Origin of the sequence: Hymenobacter latericoloratus (assembly GCF_014199535.1) — a bacterium.
GTDB lineage: Bacteria > Bacteroidota > Bacteroidia > Cytophagales > Hymenobacteraceae > Hymenobacter > Hymenobacter latericoloratus.
Map to the genome: position 1 here is coordinate 411811 of NZ_JACHNV010000003.1, position 15347 is coordinate 427157.

Annotated in this window: 10 protein-coding genes; 1 reads left to right on the forward strand and 9 read right to left on the reverse strand. The window is 62.0% G+C overall.

Going from position 1 to position 15347, the window contains the following annotated elements; genetic code table 11:
• The 5 genes from GGU46_RS12230 to GGU46_RS12250 all read right to left on the reverse strand — a co-directional run bounded on the left by GGU46_RS12230 (position 1) and on the right by GGU46_RS12250 (position 6782).
• Positions 1 to 1497 carry an efflux transporter outer membrane subunit gene (locus tag GGU46_RS12230; protein WP_183403818.1) on the reverse strand — a complete coding sequence of 499 codons (1497 nt, stop codon included), beginning with the start codon at positions 1495 to 1497 and terminating at the stop codon, positions 1 to 3.
• A gap of 79 nt (positions 1498 to 1576) precedes the next feature.
• A complete protein-coding gene (locus tag GGU46_RS12235) occupies positions 1577 to 4744 on the reverse strand; it encodes an efflux RND transporter permease subunit (RefSeq protein WP_183403819.1) in 3168 nt (1055 codons plus the stop codon).
• Positions 4745 to 4869: 125 nt separating this feature from the next.
• A complete protein-coding gene (locus GGU46_RS12240; RefSeq protein WP_183403820.1) occupies positions 4870 to 6018 on the reverse strand; it encodes an efflux RND transporter periplasmic adaptor subunit in 1149 nt (382 codons plus the stop codon).
• Between the two features lie 108 nt (positions 6019 to 6126).
• A complete protein-coding gene (locus tag GGU46_RS12245; protein WP_183403821.1) occupies positions 6127 to 6456 on the reverse strand; it encodes a four-helix bundle copper-binding protein in 330 nt (109 codons plus the stop codon).
• Between the two features lie 50 nt (positions 6457 to 6506).
• The gene (locus GGU46_RS12250) at positions 6507 to 6782 is read right to left on the reverse strand and encodes a hypothetical protein (RefSeq protein ID WP_183403822.1); all 276 of its coding nucleotides are present in this window, start codon (positions 6780 to 6782) and stop codon (positions 6507 to 6509) included.
• 198 nt (positions 6783 to 6980) lie between these two features.
• Between GGU46_RS12250 and GGU46_RS12255 the strand changes: the two genes are divergently transcribed.
• On the forward strand, positions 6981 to 7865 hold the full coding sequence (locus GGU46_RS12255; protein ID WP_183403823.1) for a methylated-DNA--[protein]-cysteine S-methyltransferase: 885 nt from the start codon (positions 6981 to 6983) through the stop codon (positions 7863 to 7865).
• A 2-nt stretch (positions 7866 to 7867) separates the two neighbouring features.
• Here GGU46_RS12255 and GGU46_RS12260 read toward each other — a convergent pair whose 3' ends face one another.
• The 4 genes from GGU46_RS12260 to GGU46_RS12275 all read right to left on the reverse strand — a co-directional run bounded on the left by GGU46_RS12260 (position 7868) and on the right by GGU46_RS12275 (position 14953).
• Complete coding sequence (locus GGU46_RS12260; protein ID WP_183403824.1) at positions 7868 to 9247, reverse strand: sensor histidine kinase; 1380 nt, start codon at positions 9245 to 9247, stop codon at positions 7868 to 7870.
• Positions 9248 to 9466: 219 nt separating this feature from the next.
• Positions 9467 to 10144 carry a response regulator gene (locus GGU46_RS12265; protein WP_183403825.1) on the reverse strand — a complete coding sequence of 226 codons (678 nt, stop codon included), beginning with the start codon at positions 10142 to 10144 and terminating at the stop codon, positions 9467 to 9469.
• Positions 10145 to 10407: 263 nt separating this feature from the next.
• A complete protein-coding gene (locus GGU46_RS12270; RefSeq protein WP_183403826.1) occupies positions 10408 to 13743 on the reverse strand; it encodes a UTP--glucose-1-phosphate uridylyltransferase in 3336 nt (1111 codons plus the stop codon).
• 250 nt (positions 13744 to 13993) lie between these two features.
• Positions 13994 to 14953 carry a UTP--glucose-1-phosphate uridylyltransferase gene (locus GGU46_RS12275; RefSeq protein WP_246398993.1) on the reverse strand — a complete coding sequence of 320 codons (960 nt, stop codon included), beginning with the start codon at positions 14951 to 14953 and terminating at the stop codon, positions 13994 to 13996.
• Between the last annotated feature and the right edge of the window lie 394 nt (positions 14954 to 15347).

The window sequence follows — 15347 nt, forward strand, 5'->3', positions numbered from 1 at the left end:
CTACCGTTGAGGCTCCGCGGCCGGCGCGGGCGTCCAGCCGCCTCCAAGCCCGCGGTAGAGGTCAATGAGCAGCAGGAACTGCTGGCGGCGCGTTTGGGTCAGGTTTAGTTCGGCATCCAGCACGCTGCGCTGGGCAGTTACTACCTCCAGGTAGGAGGCATAGTTGGCCTTGTAGAGGTCATCAGAGACGCTTACGGCTTTGTTCAGGGCTTCTACTTCCTGCTGCTGTAAGTCAAACATGCGCTGGTAGTTGCCAATGCCGCGCAGACTGGTACCTACTTCCTCGAAGCCGGTTTGCACGGCTTTCTGGTAGTCGTTGTAAGCAATCTGCTGCTCGGCGGCCGAGCGGCGCAGGTCGGCTTTCAGGCCGTTGCGGTTGAGCAGGGGCGCGCTCAGGCCGGCCAGGAGCCCGTAGGCCAAAGAGCCAGGCGAGTTAAACAGTACCGAGGCGCGGTAGGCATTCACGCCAATGAATGGGGTAAGCGTGAGTGAAGGCAGGAAGGCAGCCCGGGCCGCCGACACATCGGCGCGGGCGGCTACCAGCTCCAGCTCGGCCTGCTGCACATCGGGGCGGCGCAGGAGCATGGAAGCCGGCAGACCAACCTGCACCTGAGCGGGTAGGGGCTGCTGCAAGATGGGCAGGCCCCGAGCAATGCGCTGGGGGTAGCGGCCCAGCAGACGGTTTAGCTCGTTTTCGGTGGCGGCAATGCGCTGCTGGGCCTCGGCTTCCAGGCTGCGGGTGCGCAGCAATTGGGCCGTGAACTGCTGTACGGCCAGCTCGTTGGCGCGGCCGGCCTGTTTCTGCACCTTTACAATTTCCAGGGCCCGCTCCTGCAGGCGCTGGTTTTTGTTGAGTACGGCCAGCTCGTTATCCAGCCCTAGTAGGTTGAAATACAGCCGCGCCACCTCAGCCACTAAGGACGTTTCCACCAGGTGCCGGCCCTTTTCAGAGGCCAGTACCCGCAAGTAAGCGGCCTGTCGGCGCTGGCGCAACTTACCCCAAAGGTCCAGCTCCCAAGAGCTGCGTAGGCCCAGAAAGAAATCGGGGGTAGGGTTCGGAATGCGCTGCCTACCCTCAATATTGGGCGAAAGGTTGGTGTCGTAATTACCGATACCGTTGAGGGTGTAATCACCGAATTTCTCCACGCCGGCGCTGGCCACCCCGTTCACGGTGGGCAGCAGGGCCCCGCGCTGCACCTGCAGGTTGGCCCGCGCAATTTCAATACGCTGAATGGCCGTGCGCAAATCGGGGTTGGCTTGCAGGGCCGTATCAATGAGCCCCACCAGGTTCCGGTCCCCGAAAAACTGCCGCCAGGGCTGGTCGGCCACGGAAGCGGAATCAGAGGTAGCAGCGGTGGCTGGGAAGGCGGCTGGCATGGTGGCCGCCGCGGGCTGCACGGTGGGCGCTGCTACCCGGCAACTGGCCGCCAGGGCCAATGCAGCCAGGGCCGGTAGTACGCGGTGAGTAAAAGGACGTATCGGGTTTGAAGAGGTCATGGGGCTAGCAGGGCTAGAGCTAAAAGCTAGAGTTAGTTTCCCTCCTCAGTTGAGCAGGGAAGCTATGTTCTTTAAGCCGTTAGGCGTGGGCAGGTTCCAGAGTTTCGGTGGGTTCGGCGAGCTGCTTGCGCTTCTTTTCCTTCTTGTCTCGGCCGGCGAACAGCACGTAGAGGCCCGGAATCAGAATCACTCCGAACAGGGTGCCGATGAACATGCCGCCCGCGGCGGCGGTGCCGATGGAGCGGTTACCCAGGGCGCCCGCGCCGGTAGCAATGGTTAGCGGAATCAGGCCGGCAATGAAGGCGAAGCTCGTCATCAGGATGGGGCGCAGGCGGGAATAGCCGCCCTGCACGGCCGCTTCCAGCGCCGAGAGTCCTTCTTTGCGCTTGAGCACCGCAAACTCAATGATGAGGATGGCGTTTTTGCCCAGCAGACCAATGAGCATAACCAGCGAAACCTGGGCGTAGATGTTGTTTTCCAGGCCCAGCAGCTTCAGGAATAGGAAGGCTCCGAAGATGCCCGTTGGCAGGCTTAGGATAACCGGCAGGGGTAGCAGGAAGCTTTCGTACTGGGCCGCCAGCAGCAAGTACACGAACAAGAGCACCACGGCAAACACGTAAATGGCCTGGTCGCCGCTCAGGATTTGCTCCCGGGTCATGCCGCTCCACTCGTAGCTGTAGCCGCGGGGCAACTCCTTGGCCGCTACCTCTTCAATGGTCTTAATCACGTCGCCCGACGAGAAACCGGGGGCCGCGTCGCCGTTGAGCATGGCCGAGGTGTACATGTTGTAGCGGGTGAGCTGCTCGGGGCCGTACACGCGCTCCAGGCGCACGAAGCTGGAGTAAGGTACCATCTCGTTCCGGTCGTTTTTCACGTACATCTTCAGCACGTCTTCGGGGCTGGTGCGGTAGCCGGGGGCGGCCTGCACCATCACCTTATACATCTGCCCGAAGCGGATAAAGTTGGAGGCGTAGAAGGAGCCCATCAGGGTTTGGAGGGTGCTCATGGCCTTGTCCACGGTCACGCCTTTCTTGGCCGCCTGGTCCTGATCGACGTGGATAAGGTACTGGGGGAAGCTGGCATCGAAGCCGGTGAAGGCCCCGCCCACGGCCGGGGTGTTGGTGAGGGCCGTGATGAACTTCTCGGCTACCTGGGCCGTGGCGGGCAGGTCGCCGCGGCCGGTTTTGTCGAGCAGGCGCAGCTCGAAGCCGCTGGAGTTACCGAAGCCCGGCACGGTAGGCGGCGGGAAAAACTGAATGTCGGCGTCGTTGATGTGCTTGGTTTGCTCGTTGAGCTGGGCAATCAGGTCGGTTACCGATTCCTTGCGGTCGTCCCAGGTCTTGAGGTTAATCATGCCCATGCCATAGGAGGCGCCGGCTACCTCGTTCATGAGGCTGTACCCCGCCAGGGTCGAAACCGATTCCACCGGGCCCAGCTTGGCCGCTACCTTCTGAATTTCGTCGAGCACTTTCTCAGTCCGCTCCACGGTAGCGCCGGGCGGGGTGGTCACGTTCACGTAAATCATGCCCTGGTCCTCGGTTGGGATAAAGCCGGCGGGCAGCACGGAGTTCACGCCCCAGGTAGCCAGGCAGAAGCCAAGGAGCAAGCCAATGGTGATGATGCGGCGGTTGGCCACCGTGCGCACCAGCCACTGGTAGCGGGTGGCCAGGGCCTCGTAGCGGCGGTTGAAGCCAGCAAAGAACCGGTCCATCAGCCCTTGCTTTTTGGTTTCGCCGTGCGCTACCGGCTTGAGCAGCAGGGCGCACAGGGCCGGCGTCAGGGTCAGGGCATTCACCCCCGAAATGACGATGGAAATAGCCAGCGTGAGCGAGAACTGGCGGTAGAACACGCCCACCGGACCTTCCATGAACGACACCGGCACGAATACCGCCGACATTACCAGGGTAATGGCCACAATGGCGCCCCCGATTTCCGACATGGCTTCCATGGTAGCATCCATGGCGGAAAGGTGCTTCTCGTGCATTTTGGCGTGCACGGCTTCCACTACCACAATGGCGTTATCGACCACAATACCAATGGCCAGCACCAGGGCAAACAGCGTGAGCAGGTTGATGGAGAAGCCTAGCAGCTGCATGAAAAACAGCGTACCGATAAGGGCCACCGGCACCGCCAGGGCCGGAATCAGCGTGGAGCGCCAATCCTGCAAAAACAGGTACACGACCACGAACACCAGCAGAAAGGCTTCTACCAGGGTGCGCATTACCTCATGAATGGAGGCATCGAGGAAGCGCGACACGTCGTAGGCCACGTTGTAGGTCATGCCGGGCGGGAAGGACGTTTGCTTCAGCTCGGCCATGCGCTCCTTCACCTGCTTGATTACATCCGAAGCGTTGGAGCCGGGGCGCTGCTTGAGCATGATGGCCGCCGAGGGCTTGCCGTCAATCTTGGATACCATGCCGTAGCTGAGCACGTCGAACTTCACCTGGGCCACGTCCTTAAGGCGCAGCACCGAGCCGTCGGGGTTGGCACGCAGTACAATGTCCTCGTACTGCTTGGGCTCGAAGAGCTTGCCGGTGTAGCGCAGCACGTACTGCAGCATCTGGGCGTCCTGGCCCGAGCTTTCCCCCGATTTACCCGGGGCCGCCTCCACGTTCTGGGCCCGGATGGCTTCCACCACTTCCTCGGCCGACACGTTGTAGGCCACCATGCGGTCGGGCTGCAGCCACACGCGCATGGAGTACTCGCGCTGACCCATGATTTCGGCAAAGCCTACCCCGTTGATGCGCTTGAGCTCCTGCAGCACGTTGATGTCGGCGAAGTTGTAGATGAACTTCTCGTTCACCTTCGGGTCTTCGCTCATCACGTTGAGGTAGAGCAGCATACTGTTCACCTCTTTCTCGGTACTCACCCCCGCCCGGATTACCTCCTCCGGCAACTCATCAATAATAGTTTGCACCCGGTTCTGCACGTTCACGGCCGCCAGGTCGGGGTCGGTTCCTACCTGGAAAAACACGGTAATCACCGTCAGGCCGCTGTTACTACTCACCGACGACATGTAGGTCATGCCCGGCACCCCGTTGATGGCGCGTTCCAGCGGCGTGGCTACGGCCTTGGCGCACACCTCGGCATTGGCGCCAGTGTAGCGAGCCGTTACCGTCACCGAAGGCGGCACGATATCGGGGAACTGGGTAATGGGCAGCGAAAACAAGGCCAGCCCACCCAGGAAGGTGATAAACAAGGAAATCACCAGCGAGAGAACCGGCCGGCGAATGAAGAGTGCGAGCATAGGTTGGGAGGTATCGGGAGGGTAGGAAGGAGGTAGGGAGCGGGGCTTGCCCCCGCCCGCCGTTCGCGCCTCAAAAACGATTCGGAGGTAGTGGGCAGGCGGCGGGCGGGGGCAAGCCCCGCTCCCTACCGGGCTTCTTCAATCAACTCATCCAGGGCCACGGGCTGGGGCTTGATGATGGCACCGTCGCGCAGGTCCTGCACGCCTTCGTACACGATGTTGTCGCCGCTTTTCAGGCCGGTTTTCACCACGTAGAAGTCGGAGAGGCGGGTTTGGGGCTGGAAGGCGTGCTGCTTCACGCGGCCCTGCTTATCCACCATGAACACGTAGTTCTTGTCCTGAATCTCGAACACCGATTTTTGGGGTACCAGCACGGCATCTTCCACGGTATTGCTCAGGCGCACCTTGCCGCTGGCCCCGTGGCGCAGGAGCTGCTGGGGGTTGTCGAAGCGGGCGCGAAAGGCAATGGAGCCGGTGTTGGCCTGAAACTGGCTTTCCACGGTTTCCACCTTGCCCTGCACGGAGTAGATGGAGCCGTCGGCGAGCAGCAGGTGGGCCACGTTGGTGCGCCGGGCCGAGTCGCGCTTGCTTTTCTTGACGTATTCCAGGTACTCCGCCTCCGACACGTTGAAGTAGGCAAACACCGCGTGGATGTCCGAAACGGTGGTAAGCAGGGTGCCGTCCTCAATCACGCTGCCCATTTTCAGCGGAATCCGGTTGATGACGCCATCAAACGGGGCCCGCACCAGGGTGTAGGAGAGGTGCAGGGCGGCGTTGGCCGCCGTGGACTGGGCCTGCTGAATCTCGGCCTGGGCGGCGTGGTACTTGGCCTGGGCCACTTCCAGCTCCGTCTTGGAAATGATGTTTTTGTCGGTGAGCAGCTTTACCCGTTCCAGCTCCAGGCGGGCCACGCGGGCGGCGGCCTGGGCGCTGCTCAGGGCCGCTTTGGCCCGGCTCAGGCGGCTTTTGTACTCCGTGTCGTTGATGCGGAACAGGGGCTGGCCTTTGCGCACGGCCTGGCCCTCATCTACGTAAATCTGCTCCAGAAAGCCCTCCAGCCGCGCCCGGATTTCCACGTTGCGCACCGCCTGAATATCGGCCACGTAGTCGTGGGTCAGGATGGTGTCGCGGGCCGTGAGCTGGGTGGTGGGCAAGGTCGGCGGAGCCTCCGCTTTGGTAGTTTCGGCCTGGGTATTGGCGCCACAGCCCACAAGGGCAGCCGAGGCCAGCGGGAGCAGCAGCCAGCAGAGAGGTTTCAGGAGGGCAGAAGGCATAGGAAGGGGCTGAGGAAAAACGCAGGTAGAGAGCTTACCCGGCAAAACTCACCCGCCGGTATTAAAGCGAGGTGAGGCGGAGATTAAAAAATATTAAAAGCTAAAGTTTTACACGTAAGCTGTGCGGCAGGCGTCTTCGCCGCGCCGGCAGGCCTCGGTGCATACCCGGTGGTAGTCGGTGGCAAACTGGGTGCACTCGTTGGCACAGGCCCGGCAGAGCTCGGCGCACTCGCGCAGCAGGTACACGGCGTGCTCCGCCTCGCGGGCCACGAAGGCAGCGGCCAGGCGGCACAAATCGGCGCAGTCGCGGCTGAGCTGGAGGCTGCGGAGCTGGTGGGGGGTAGCGGCCAGATTGGTTAGGCCGAGGGCGGCGCAGTTGTCGCAGGCGGCGGCGCAGAGGGACAGGGCGTTGAGGACGTGTTGTTGGCGAGGAAGCATGAAGCAGAACGAAATGCAAAAAGCCGCTCAGGAGCGGCTAACGGGCCCAGTCAGGGCCTGTTCAGAGCAGAAGCAGTTGAAAGAGAATCAGGCGTAGAGGGGTGGCCCGCCCGGCACTCGGCCAGCGCGCGGCGCACCTGCTGGAGCTCTACCTCCGTAACCAGCTCGGGCAGTTGCGAGTCCAGCTGGTAATCGGCCGCCGGGTATTCCGGCCCCTGAAATAACAGGTAGAGGTTCAGGCCCGTGGAGAGCAGCAGCGTACCCAGCAGCAGCCAGAACAGCAGCCGGTTACGCGAGGCGGAAGATGAAACGGGAAGTCCAGCCATGGCGCAAAGCACCCCCGGCGAGATTAAAACGGTATGAGAAACGAATTAGAAGATGTTAGAAGGCGGCGGCCTGAAGTAAAAACCGCGCCGCCTGGCCGCCGCCCTACCCCCGCCCGCGCCGCAACTGCGCAAGATCCGGATTGAACCGGGCCCGAGGGGTAGGTACTTTTGCCGGATACCCTCCAACCGCTGCCCGCTATGTCTTCTGCCCAAGCCGATCTGGATTACGCCCGCGTGGAGCAGGCCATTGCCTACATTGCCCGGCACTTCACCGCCCACCCGACCCTGAACGAAATTGCCGCCCACGTTCACCTGAGTCCGTTTCACTTTACCCGCCTGTTCACGCGCTGGGCCGGTACCAGCCCCCAGCGGTTTCTGCGCTTTCTGACCAAGGAATACGCCCGGCAGGTGCTCCTGGAATCCGGCGACGCGCTAACTGCTACCTGCCAGGCCGGCTTTTCCAGCCCCAGCCGCTTCCACGACCTGTTTGTGACCTACGAGGCCCTGACGCCGGCCGAGTACCGCGCCCAGGCCGCCGGCCTGACCATCCGTTACGGCTTCCACCCCACGCCTTTCGGGGAGTGCCTGCTCAGCCTCACCGACCGGGGCATCTGCGGCCTCACGTTTCAGGCAGTGTCAGAGCGGGAAGCCGCGCTAACCCAGCTTCGCCTCAACTGGCCCCGCGCCACCCTGCAACTTGGGGAGGCGGAAACCAGCGCCGTAGCCCGGCAGCTATTTGCTACGGAGCCTACCGCAAAGCACTCTTTCTCAGTTCTATTGAAAGGCACCAACTTTCAGATTAAAGTGTGGGAGGCCCTGCTGCGGATTCCGGCGGGTGGGCTGGTTTCTTACCGCGACGTGGCCGCGGCCGTTGGGCAGCCACGGGCCAGCCAGGCGGTAGGCGGCGCGGTAGGGGCCAACCCCATCGGGTACCTGATTCCGTGCCATCGGGTGATTCAGCAGCACGGCGGCCCCGGCGGCTACCGGTGGGGCCTGGCCCGCAAGCAGGCGCTGCTGGGCTGGGAGGCGGCCCGCCGGGAGGCCCTGCACGGGCAGGCTGTGCCAGAGCTTGCGCTGGAATAAGCCTACCTCGACGCATCCTCGGCAGCCGGGAGCTGCACGGTGGCGGTGGTGCCCTTGTTCACTTCTGAGTGCAGCTCGATGCGGCCGCCGTGCAGGAGCACAATTTTGCGCGTCATGGGCAGGCCGATGCCGTAGCCGGGCGCGTTGGTATCGGTGCCGGCCCGGTAGAGGGGCTCGTAGATGCGGGCCAGCTCGTGGGGCTCCATGCCGATGCCCTGGTCCGTGACGCGCACCTGCACGGTTTCCGGGGAGAGGTAGCCCAGCTCTACCTGTACCTCCTGGTGCGAGTATTTGCAGGCATTGTCCAGCAGGTTGAGCAGGGCGGTGGTGAGCAGCTGGGCGTTGCCGCGCACCATAAACATGTCTTCTACCTCGGGCGGGAGCAGGCCGAAGTGAAGCTTGAGCGCCCGGCCGGGGTAGCGGGCCTGGCACGAGGTCATGGCCTGGGTCAGGCACTCATCCAGCCGCACCGGGTCGCGGCGCAGGGAGGCATCCGTCACCTTAGCCAGGCTGAGCAGCCCGTTGGTCAGCTCAATGAGCTTCTTGATTTCCTCGGTGGCCGAACTGATGCTGCGCTTGGCTTCCGCCAGGTCGGTATCGTAAGTGTAGGCCGTTTCCAGCGTGCCCAGCACCGAGGCCAGGGGCGTGCGCAGCTCGTGAGAAGCGTTGCTCAGAAAGCTTTTCTGCGACTCAAACGCCTGCTCCACGCCGCCCAGCATGTGGTTGAAGGTGCGCGCCAGCTGGGCAATTTCGTCGGTGCCGTTACCCTCGTCCACCCGCGCATTCAGGCGCGAAGCCGTGATGCGCTCCACCTGCCCGATGATGCGCGAAATCGGCTTCAACGACTCTTCCGCGAAGTACCAGCCGGCCAGAATAATGAGCACCAGCGCCCCCAGGTTGGCGGCCAGCAGAATCAGGCCCAGCTTTTCCAGCTGCCGGTGCCCGAAGTCGTCGTGGCCGGCCGCGAAAATCCAGTACGGCTGCCCGTTGCGCTCATAATACAGCCCAATGGATTCCAGCGGCCCATCCCTGAACTGTACCGGCCGGTTGGGCCGGATCCGCTCCAGGTAGTAGGAATTGAGCTTCTGGCTGAGGCCATCGGCACTGGTGTAGATGAGGTGCTGGCCGGGGCCGTAGATGCTGACCTGCTCGTGGGGCACCGTGAACAGGTCGCGCCGGTGCATGGTGCGCAGCAGCTCGTGGTTCAGGCTGTCGTGGCGCACCAGCACGCGGGCCGTCATGGTAGCCTTGCCCGCCAGGCGGTTGATAAAGCGCTGCTCCCGGTTAGTGGCCTGAAAAGAGTAGATAAAAATGGAAAAGCACAGCTGAATGCCCACTACCAGCAGGGTAAAGCGCAGAATCAGCTTGTTGCGGATGAGCATGGGAGAAAGTGAATGAGTAAGTAAGTGAGTGATGTTATAAAATGTCTGTCATCCTGAGCGGGAGCGAAGGACCTTATCACGCGAGAACAGTGGTCATCGTAGTGTAATGAGGTCCTTCGTCGCCGCCTCATACGCGGAATGCTCAGGATGCCAGGTGGGAGTCGTTAGGTCAGGAGGACGAAAACTCACTCAATCACTCATTCGCTCATTCACCACCTCCTACCCCTCGCGCAGCACGTAGCCCATGCCCACCACCGTGTGAATCAGCTTGGTATCGTAGCCCTTATCCAGCTTCTTGCGCAGGTAGCTCACGTACACGTCGATGACGTTGGTGTTCGTGTCGAAGTTGAGCTCCCAGACCTTCTCGGCAATATCCACGCGGGAAATGATTTTGCCCCGGTTCAGCAGCAGGTATTCCAGTAGGGCGTATTCCTTGGTGGTTAGGTCGATGCGCTGGCCGGCGCGGGTCACGGTTTTAGAGTCGAGGTTGAGCTCCAGGTCGGCAATGCGGAGCACCTGCTTCACGGCGGCGCCTTCGGTGTGGCGGCGGGTGAGCACCCGCGCCCGCAGCAGCAGTTCCTTAAACTCAAAGGGTTTGACGAGGTAGTCGTCGGCCCCGGCTTCAAAGCCAGTCACCTTATCGTCGAGGCTGTCGAGGGCCGTGAGCAGCAGCACCGGAACGTGGGCATCCTGGGCCCGAATCAGCCGGCACAGCTCGAAGCCGTTTACGTAGGGCAGGTTCACGTCGAGAATAGCTAAATCGTAGCGCTGTTGCTGGGCCAGAGACTGGCCCATGCGCCCATCGAAGGCCACTTCAATTTCGTAGCCCTCGTTCTCGAAGCCTTTTTTTACGAAGGAGGCCAGCTTGGGCTCGTCCTCCACCAAGAGTATTTTCATGCAGTATGCAAGGTAAGGGGTAGCCGCGCGAAGCGGAAACCTAGCAGGTGCTGCTTCCGGCACTTCGCGTTGCTACCCCCATCATACGCATAAAAGGTGGGGTCTGCCGAATCCCTCTTACCGGCTTCAGCAGGCCCCACCTTTTTTAGGTAGTTAATCAACTAACCTCCGTTGATGAATACAAAGAATTAAAGCTAGTTCCCCTCCTCAGAGGAGGAGGGGAACTAGCTCTAGCTGCACAGTTTGCAATTTAGATTAACACGTTACTCGAACTGCGCCAGCGAGGCCACATGGTCTTTGCTGCCATCTGTTACCCAGGCATCAAGCTGAGCAGGGTCCTTCATCTGCTGGCCGCGGCTGCGGGGCACCACCAGGTAGCCACAGCGTACATCTGAGAGAGCCGACATATCACTCCAGAGCTTCTCAATTTGCGCCACGGGGTAGATGTCTTCCTGGCCGTGGCCCCAGCGGTACTTCACGTCCTTGATAGTTACGTAGGTTGGGATGCGCTGGGCTACGCTGCGCACGGCGCGGGCCAGCTGGGCCTCATCGCCCTGTTGCAGATCCTGGCGGGTGAGGCCGAAGAGTTCCAGCAGCGCGTCCACCTGAATCCAGGTGGTCATGGTGTTGTAGTAGCTTAGGCCCAGCTCGTCTTCCTCGTGGGGTTGGGCCAGTCCTTCCAGCAAACGTACCTGACCGTTTACACGGGCTAGTCCACCCCCGCGGTCCTCAATGCGGCGCGGAATTACCTCAAATGTCAGCACGTTGCGCGAGGCCAGGTGGTAGCCCAGGGCCGCGGCGTGCACGTCGGCCCCCAGCGTGTCGATGTTGTGAAGCATGATGGTTTCCACCTGAGGCTGCTCGCGCAGGAGCTGGGCCAGGGTGCCATTCCGCAGCAGGTTCGACACCTCGTACCAGTGGCCCAGGGGCGAGAAGCGTTGGGCGGCAATGTTGTCGACGTAGTCGGTGCCTTCGCCTTTGCCTTTGGCCCAGGCAATCATACTACCCCGCACCGCGTCGCGCACCTTCTGCTTATTCTCGTCGAGGGTTTCCTGGGGCATTTCCTCCCACATAAAGCGCAAATCGCGCTCCGTGGGCACAAACCGCTGCCCAATGCTGCGGCCCGCCGAGAGGTACACCGGCCCCGAGTAGCCAAAGTTGCCGGTAGCGGCCAGCTGCTGGCGAATAGGCTCGTGGGTGAGGTAGCTGGTGGCCACCAGGTGCGGAATCACGGCCTCGTACTGCTCGGCCACGCGGCGGGTTTTGGCTAGGTGAATCTCCAGGAAGCTGCGGTGCACGCCGGCCATTTCTACGAAGGGGTTCAGGGCCTTGATAACGCCCGCGCCCTTAGTCCAGCGGCTGCCTACCCCCGCGGCCAGGCTGAGCACGGCCACCTTGCCCGCCCGGATGGCGGCAGCGCCGGTTTTGGCGTAGTCGGCCAGGGCCTCAAACTGCACGATGTCCTGCGGCTGCACGTCCTCGATGGTGGTTTCGGCGGAGAGGCGGTTGCGCGAGAGGCCGATGCGGCCCTTCTGCAGCTCCTCCCGGATGTCTTCGTGCTGGATGTAATCGAAGCCGTTTTCCTTTTTGATCTGCTCGGCTTTCTCGTTCTCCGTGCTGCGGTTGCCCTGGGCCGTGGGGTCCGATACCTTGAACAGGTTGCTGACAATGGTGCGCAGCAGGGGGTAAGCCAGGTTGTTTTGCTCGCAGTAGGTCGTGAAAAAGTCGATTTCGGCCCGGCGGATGTAGGAAATGGTTTCCGGCTCCTGCTTCACGAGTTGCGAGACGTGAATGGCGTAGTACTGCTCCGGCATCAGGGCCTCCGGGCCCTGGTGCAGGCTGCCCCAGGAGCCGCGCTTATTGATGCTCCAATTATACACCACCGGCTCCATGGCGAAGGGTAGGGCCGCCGACAATTCCTGCTTGGTCTGGCGCAGCAACTCCAGCACCCGCAGCTTGTAGTCCTCGTACTTGTCGGGGTTCACGAACATGCCCATGCCCCCACCCGACATACCGCCCAGCATCAAGAAACCGTAGTAGTCAGCCCCAAACTCCTTCTTGGCCTTGGCAATGAGCTGCTCGGTGAAGTAGGTGGAAGCCCAGGGAATGATGGTTTTAATGGGCCCCTCGAAGTTGCGGGCCGTGTTGGCGCCCAGCTTCTGAATATCTCCCTCTCGGATGGCCGCCAGGATGTTGTCGAACACCTCGTTGGTTTGCTGGCGGGCGGCCCATTCCTGCTCGCCGCGGAGCAGGTATTTCTCGGTCACCATCTCCAGAATGGGGCCCACGTTGGAGGCCATGCCGCCGTGCATGAGCACCAGGGAGTTCATGATTTTCTCCCCGATTTCGGGGTGCACTTCCTCGCCCTCCAGCACCCGGTGGCGGGGTAGCAGCGTGCCCCGACTGATGTCGTACTCCGGGTCGCCGGGCTGGGCAAACGTGCCCTGAATGGCCTTGATGCCCGGCCACACGCCGCCGGAATCCTGCCAGCCGCCGCCCGAGCCGCCAATCCACTCGCCCAGAATAGCCCGCGAAGCCACCAAGCGCCGCTCGCTCTCGTCGAGGCCGCCGGTGAGCTGCCGGGTCTGGCCCGTGGCGCGCATCAGCAGGCTGATAATGGAGCCCAGCAGGTTGGTAGAGACGGCAAAGCGCGAGCCTTTCGGGATGTCGTTGACCTTGGTCACCAGCTCGATGCCCATGCCCGGGGCCACCATGCGGGCCAGAATATCGGGCAGGCTCTGGTTGGTGCCTTCGAAGGAGGGCGGAATCAGGCCCGAGGCAATCACGCCGGCCTTCACCAGGCTCAAGTAGTCGTTGCCGAAGTTGAACAGGTCGGCCAGGTCGTGCACGTCCTTGGTCGTGTTCAGGTCGATGCTGGTCAGGCGCAGCACCGGGTCCGGGATGACGCGCACGTAGGCGTGCAGGGGCGGCAGAATCTCCTTGTCGCGCCCGAACACGCCCAGGTCGATGGACAGGTTGACTACCCGCGCGCCCTCGGGGTAGTCCATGCCCAGAAAGAAAATATCCGACCAGCCGCTGTGCGTCAGGTCCATGCGCACGGAGGTGCTCTCGTGCAGGATGGGGTAGAACAAACTGCCTTCCGGGCGCTGCAAGAGCTGCGGATGAATGCGGATGGGGTGCTCTTCCTGGTGACCGACGCGGAACATCCACTGGTTGCCCTTGCTGGAGCGCACGCTCCGGCGCACTTGGTCGGCGAGGATCTGGAAGGAGAGGTGGTGGTAGCTTTCGGCCAGGGCGCTGAACAGGGTGGCGTTGGGGCCGTGCGCGTCCAGCTCCCGCAGGAAGGTGCTGATGGCGTGCTCAAAGCGCCGGCCCAGCAAGTCCTCGAAGCCCGCGTAGGGAATCTTGCCCACGGGCGCTACCTCCGCCGACTCCTGCAGGAAAAACCGGAAGCCGGCGTACAGGAAAAGGATGGCCCGCACCTTGTCGTAGAGGTTGGGGGTAGCCTTCCGGAACTCGTCCAGCTCCCGCAGGTGGCGCAGCAGCTCCCGGGCCGGCAGCCCGCGGCTCAGCTCATAGAACGAGCGGTTGCGCGCCGCCGGGTCCGGGGAGGTAATGGTATCGATGAATGCATTCATGCGGATGCGTGATTTTTATGGCGCGTATCCTCGGGTAGGAGTGGGCTAGCAGCTAGCTCCCCTCCTTGGAAAGGAGGGGCTGGGGGTGGTTGACCGGAGCGGCAGGATAGGTTTAGCTTCTAGTTCGCCTCACCCCTATCCCCTCTCCGGAAAGGGAGAGGGGGACTAATTATAGTTTCGTTCTGGCGTCAGTCAACCACCCCCAACCCCTCCTCATCTGAGGAGGGGAGCTAGTTGCTAGCTTTAGCTTTTAGCTCAGCTGTGCTTTGCGGCTGTTGGCTTCGGCTAGGAGCTCTACCAGGGTGGTGAGGGTTTCGTCGTGGGCTTCGCCGGCCAGGCCCAGGGCAATCTGGGCGCGGAGCAGGCCCTGCTTGCGGCTGAGGTCGTAGCGGCTGCCGCGTACTTCCAGGGCCAGGTATTTCTCGGTGGTAGCCAGCTCCTGCAAGGCCGGGGTGAGCAGCACGTTGGGCCCGCCCGCTTCCAGCTGGGACTGCAGAATGCTGAATACGGCGGGCGTAAGGACGTGCATGCCGAAAAAGCAGAGGTAGTAGCCGGCCCGGAGCCCCGGCGTCTGCAGCTCCAGCTCGGCGAGGCTCAACGAGGGCTTCTCGATGATTTTATCAATCTGGTACACCCCAACCTGCCCGGCCAGGTGCTTGCCCGTGATGGTGCCGTAGCGGCTTACCTGGTGCTCAATAGTCGGGTTCACGGCTGATACCGAGCAGCCTTCCTGCGCGGCCAGGGCCAGCAGCTGGGCGGCGCAGCGCTGCCGGGGCACGTCGGAAACGTAGAGGTAGTCGCCGAGCAGGAGCAGGAAGGGCTCCTGGCTCACAAACTCGCGGGCGCAGTACACGGCGTGGCCGTAGCCTCGGGCCTCGGGCTGCTCGGCAAACTGCAGACGGCTGAGCAGGTGGTCGATTTTCTCGGCTTCCTCGCGGGCCCAGTCGATGCCCTGATAGGACCGGAGCAGGTTGTCGCGCAGGGAGCCGAAGGCTTCAAGGTAGCGTGGCCCGTCGCCGGGGGCGCACACCACGCACAGCTCCTCGATGCCGCTGCTCAGGGCTTCTTCGGCAATAATCTGGATAACGGGCTTGTGCAGGCCATCCACGTCCACCACCGGCAGCATGGCTTTCTGAATGGTATCGGCTACAGGGTAGAGCCGCTCGCCGCGGGCCGCTGCGGTAATTACCGCCTTCTTTATTTTCATCATAAACGCCAAAAGCAAGCAGGAGGCGCCCCGCATAGGGTAGCGCCAGAAGTAAAGCAATACGGATGAATACGCATCGGGAAACGATGCGAAAAGCAGCCGCAAAGAAACGCCGAAAAAAGGGTGGGTGCTGCTACCTGTCGCTCTACAATTCTGCTTGCTACAAGCTATAGGACAGTGGTTTATAAGGTTAGGCTAGTGCCGGTAGGAGAGAAATTCTACCGAAATCGTTACCGGTAGTTTAGGCAGTTTCAACCTGCTTTGGGATAAGCTTCCATGCCCACCAGTGCCCTTGCAAAGGTTAATCAAGGCCTGAGAATACTGGGGCAGAGAAGTTGACCAGTACGTAAAACCCGTCACGCAGAACTGGAAGCGCAGTATCTCGCTCAGCTAATAT